This window comes from Endozoicomonas sp. ONNA1, from assembly GCF_024606325.1.
Taxonomy (GTDB): domain Bacteria; phylum Pseudomonadota; class Gammaproteobacteria; order Pseudomonadales; family Endozoicomonadaceae; genus Endozoicomonas_A.
The window spans coordinates 1-4,888 of sequence record NZ_JAHHPN010000678.1; the positions used below are offsets into that span (position 1 = coordinate 1).

4 protein-coding genes are annotated in these 4,888 nt (G+C 49.6%); all 4 read left to right on the forward strand.

The features are described 5' to 3' along the window. A partial coding sequence (locus KDK19_RS15930) for an insulinase family protein (RefSeq protein ID WP_257292343.1) occupies window positions 1-1,662 on the forward strand: 1,662 nt, incomplete at its 5' end. Window positions 1,663-1,957: 295 nt separating this feature from the next. Beyond that, on the forward strand, window positions 1,958-3,247 hold the full coding sequence (locus KDK19_RS15935) for a 2-hydroxycarboxylate transporter family protein (RefSeq protein WP_257292344.1): 1,290 nt from the start codon (window positions 1,958-1,960) through the stop codon (window positions 3,245-3,247). A gap of 158 nt (window positions 3,248-3,405) precedes the next feature. Next, a complete protein-coding gene (locus KDK19_RS15940; RefSeq protein WP_257292345.1) occupies window positions 3,406-4,521 on the forward strand; it encodes an enoyl-CoA hydratase/isomerase family protein in 1,116 nt (371 codons plus the stop codon). Window positions 4,522-4,646: 125 nt separating this feature from the next. After that, the coding region (locus tag KDK19_RS15945) for a hypothetical protein (RefSeq protein ID WP_257292346.1) at window positions 4,647-4,888 on the forward strand (242 nt) is incomplete at its 3' end.

The following is a 4,888-nucleotide window of genomic DNA, read 5'->3' on the forward strand; positions in this document are numbered from 1 at the left end:
CGCAAAGTGGGTCTGGAGCCCCGGATAACTGAAGAAGCTCGCCAGCTGGCTGACCTGGGCTTCCGTTACCAGGAAGATGCTAATCCGCAGCAGACCGCATCCGGACTGGCTACTCGTATTCACGATATCCCGGCTCAGGATATTCTGAGGGCCAGTTATCTGTACGAGGACTTTGATCGCAAGCTGATCAGTGATTTGCTGGATCAAATGAAGCCTTCGAACATGAGACAGGTTGTTATTGCCAGAGATCTTGACACAGATCAGGTCGAGCCCTATTTCAAGACTCATTACAGCATTGAGCCTTTGGCAGATACTCTGGTGAAGCGGGTTTTATCGCCTCAGGTTCATGCAGAAATGACCATTCCCGAACCGAACGACTTCATTGCCAGGGATTTGAAACTGCGTGCAAGCAGTTCGGATGATGCACCCGGGGTACTACTGGAAGAACCCGGCTTTAAAGTCTGGAGTATGACAGACAGCAGCTTTGAAGTGCCCAAAGCCAATGTTCGCATCAAAATATCTTCAGAGAAGGCTTCCGGAACGGAATACGATCTCGTAGAAATGCAACTCTACAGTATCCTTTTGAGGCGTAGCCTGAATGAGTACGGCTATCCAGCCAAAGAAGCGGGGCTGAACTACGGTGTTTCATCCGGTCGGGAAGGACTGACCATTGCCCTGTCCGGGTATCAGGATAAGCAGGCACTTCTGCTCGACGACATTCTCAAGGCCATCAAACAGTTCAACCCCGATCAGGCCGGATTTGATCAAGAGAAGGCACTGCTCATCAGAAGGCTAAAAAACAAACAGTTTCAGCCTCCCTATAAACTGGGTATGGATCGTTTAAGTCAGGAGCTTTATCCCCACTATCGTGATGATCAGACTCTGCTGGCGACAGCGGAAAAGGTCACCCTGAGTGATGTTAAACAGTTTGCCAGTGACTTCTACCGGTCGATTTATATCCAAATGCTGGTTCACGGTAATCTCAGTTCTCAAGAGAGCATGAAGCTGGCCGAACAGGTCGAAAAAGCTTTGCTGACGAACGATAACCGTGGCAGTCAGTTCTGGCAGCCACTCAATCTGCTGAAGGACAGGAAGCGTACCATTAAGGCTGACTTTAACCATAATGACTCTCTGTACGTCAGTTACTACCAGCGTCCTGGCACAGATGATAGAGATCGCGCTGTCTACTCCCTTCTGGGCAGACTCTTGGCGACCCCCTTCTTCAACCAGTTGAGGACTGAGCAGCAGCTGGGTTACATCGTCTTTGCCGGTCCCCGTCCTGTCGAACGTCATCCCGGCCTGATCTTTGTGGTGCAGTCGCCCGTGCTTGGGCCAGAGGGTATAGAGGATAAGGTAGAGGCATTTCTGCTGGGCCAGAAAGAGAGGATGAAATCCCTGACCGATGAAGAGTTGGAGCAGTATCATCAGGGCTTGCTGGGTGATCTTCTGAAAAAAGATGCCAATCTGGATGAGCGCAGCTCCCGTTTCTGGCAGTCTCTGGATGGTCAGGAAGCCGGCTTTGATTTCCAGAAGTCGATTGCTGAAGAGGTGAAAACGGTCTCCGTCAAAGAGATTCAGCAGGCGCTGGATACCATTCTTGAAGACAAGGGAAGGTTGACCGTTGAGTCGATTGGCAAGGCTCAGACGGCTAATAAAAACTGAGTTTTCTTATTCAGGCCAGGCTATTTGTCTGGCTTGGATTTATTCAAAAAAATAATTCGATGTAGACTGTCCTGACGAATTAGATTGCATTTCATGTGCTGACCAGACAGCGGCACAGAAAGTTGTGGAGAGAATACATAAGGCCGTTTTGAGTCTTATCTTTACTCCCTTCCCACTTTTAAAATCTCCTGTTTTTTTCTCCCTGAATGGAATGTCTCCCTGAAAGAAAAACACTATTTTCCTGAACTTTGCTATTAGTTAGATACATCCTGAAACTAACGGATAGCGTTCATTAATGGAAACCTTGTTGCAGCAGATGACAGGGGGGCAATCACCCCGGCGAGGGGTGTTGATCTGGCTGAGTTTGCTATGTGTTGTTGTGATTGCTGCTGGTTGCACGGGACGTCTGCCAGCAGGCATGGTTGGGCTGATTCCTTTTCTTATGGCGCTGGGCGGTGTCCTGAACGCCCTTGGCGAGCATCTGGACTGGGTTCGCAACTATTTGGGCGGAGGGCCGATTGTTGTCATTTTTGGCTCCAGCCTATTGGTAGCGACAGGGGGCATTCCAGCCGAACTCTTTACCAGAATCGCTGATTTCGTCAGAAATCAGGGTTTTCTTGCTTTGTTTATATCAGGCCTTATTACAGGCAGTTTGTTTGGAATGGACAGGCGGCTGCTGCTGCGGTCAGCACTCTGGTATTTGCCGGTGATTGTCGGTGGTGTCCTTGGTGCCATTACGCTGGCAGGGCTCGCGGGTATGCTCATTGGCACTGGCTTTGTTGAAGCTGTTTTCTATGTTGGTCTGCCCATCATGGGGGGCGGAATGGGGGCAGGAGCCGTACCGCTGGCGGAGATCTTTGCCAACATTTCAGGCTCCGACGCCGCAACCGTTTTGTCAAAAATGGTCCCGGCCGTTGTACTGGGTAATCTGGTCGCCATTATTGCAGCTGGAATGCTTGAAAAGCTGGGCAAAATCAAGCCCGGATTAACAGGTAATGGCAAACTGATGAAAAGCCAGAAGGCTGTCCGCCATGAAGAGAAAGTCGAGCGTATTCCGGATCTGGCAAAGATGGGAACCGGACTGTTTGTTGCAACCAGTTTCTATGTTGTGGGCTATCTGCTCAGTCACTTCATTTCTTTGCACCCTTACGCCTTGATGATTTTTTTTGTTGGCCTTGTCAAAGCTCTGGGAATATTACCTTCCCGCTTTGAAGAAGGGGCGGCTCTATGGGGTGATTTTATGGTGATGTCTCTGACGCCGGCTTTACTGGCCTGCATAGGAATAGGCTTTACGGACCTGCATCAGGTTGCACAAATGATCTCCCTCCAGTATTTCATTCTGGTGGTGACTACTGTGATGGGCGCGGTACTGGGGGCGGGCCTGACAGGAAAAATCCTCGGTTTTTATCCCATAGAGGCCTCCGTAACAGCTGGTCTTTGTATGGCCAATATGGGTGGAACCGGAGATGTGGCGGTGTTATCAGCCAGTCGTCGTATGTATCTTATGCCCTATGCTCAGATTTCTTCGAGAATAGGGGGGTCTTTTATTTTGCTATTGGCGACTGCGCTGCTGGGTCTGATGTAGATCAGGTTCAGGCAGTATTGTGATCATTATCCGGGTTTGAAAAGCCCGCAATGGTCTCATATAGTGGATTACTGAGAGAGCTGCCTGTCCAGTGACCCCGGGCAAGCATAGGATAACGATTGACCGGTTTATCGCTGGTCATGGCAGGAGAAGAAGAAATGACCGAAAAGGTCCTGTTTGACAGGCTTGATACAGCTTCCGGGCATCAGGTCGGTGTTATTACACTCAATGCTGAACGCAGTCTTAACGCTCTTGACAAGGGCATGTTAGACAGTCTTTACGAACGATTAAATGAATGGCAGGAAGACAGCAAGATCGTCTGTATTTTTCTTCAGGCTGCTGGGGAAAAAGCCTTTTGTGCCGGAGGGGATGTCCGTTCTCTAAGCCAAAGTGTCATTGATGGGGATACCAGTGCCCCGGCTCAGTTTTTTGAAAAAGAATATCGTCTTGACTACCTGATTCATACCTACCGCAAACCGGTGATCTGCTGGGGTAACGGGGTGATTATGGGGGGGGGCTTTGGCCTGATGGCGGGAGCAGACTTCCGGGTCGTGACCGACACTTCTGTCATGGCCATGCCAGAAATTACTATAGGGCTTTATCCGGACGTCGGTGGTTCATGGATTCTGAATCGCTTGCCCGCCAAAATAGGTCTGTTTATGGCCTTGACCGGATGTCGTTTAAACCCTGCAGACGCCATGTATCTGGGACTGGCTAACCGATTTATTGATCATGCCTTTAGAAAAAAAGTTCTGGAATCACTTCAGGCAGCTGACTGGTCTGAAGATCATTATCAGGTGGCCTCTGACGTCGTTCAGTATTATGCGGATAACAGTGCTGGCTGGTTGCCTTATTCTAAAATCAGGGAACATCGCGATCTGATTGCCCGTATGATGGGCAAGTCAAACCTTTCGGCAATCATTGCCGATTTGAAAGCGCTGGAAACGGAAGACAGCTGGCTTGAGCAGGCACGAAATATAGCTCTGACCGGCTCGGCTCTATCAGCTGTGATTGCCTATGAGCAACTGAAGAGGAGTCGCTATGACTCTTTGAAAGAAGTCTTTCAGAGTGAGCTGGTACTCTCTATCAACTGTGTGCTGAAAGGTGATTTGCAGGAAGGCGTCAGGGCACTGCTGGTGGACAAGGATAATCAGCCGCAATGGACTTATTCGGTGATTGAAGAGGTGACTCAGGAAAAAGTAGCAGATATGTTTGCCCCCCCCCCTGGGGAGAGTCAGCCAACCCACTGTCTAATCTCTGATGTGAGCCGATAGCTGGCTCAAAGCGAGTTGAGCCATAAGCTGAAGCTCGCTCCTTCAGGGTGAGTCGTTCGCATAAAATGTGATCCGGATACTCACCCGGATGCGTAGGAGGTAAAACTCATCAAGTTGAGGCTTTTATGAAAATATTGGTTGCTGGTGGCAGCGGCGGAATCGGCCGGTCTTTCGTCGAAGAGATCGTACGTGTAATGCCACAAGCGGAAGTGCATGCTACTTTTTTCAGAGGCTCTCCAGGTTTCGAAAACGCCCCGGAAGATAAACACCTCGAAAACTCCGTTTTATGGCGCAAGGCAGATCTTACCGATGCGGAATCTGTAGAACAACTTGCCAATAGCGTTGGGCCAATTGACTGGATTATTAA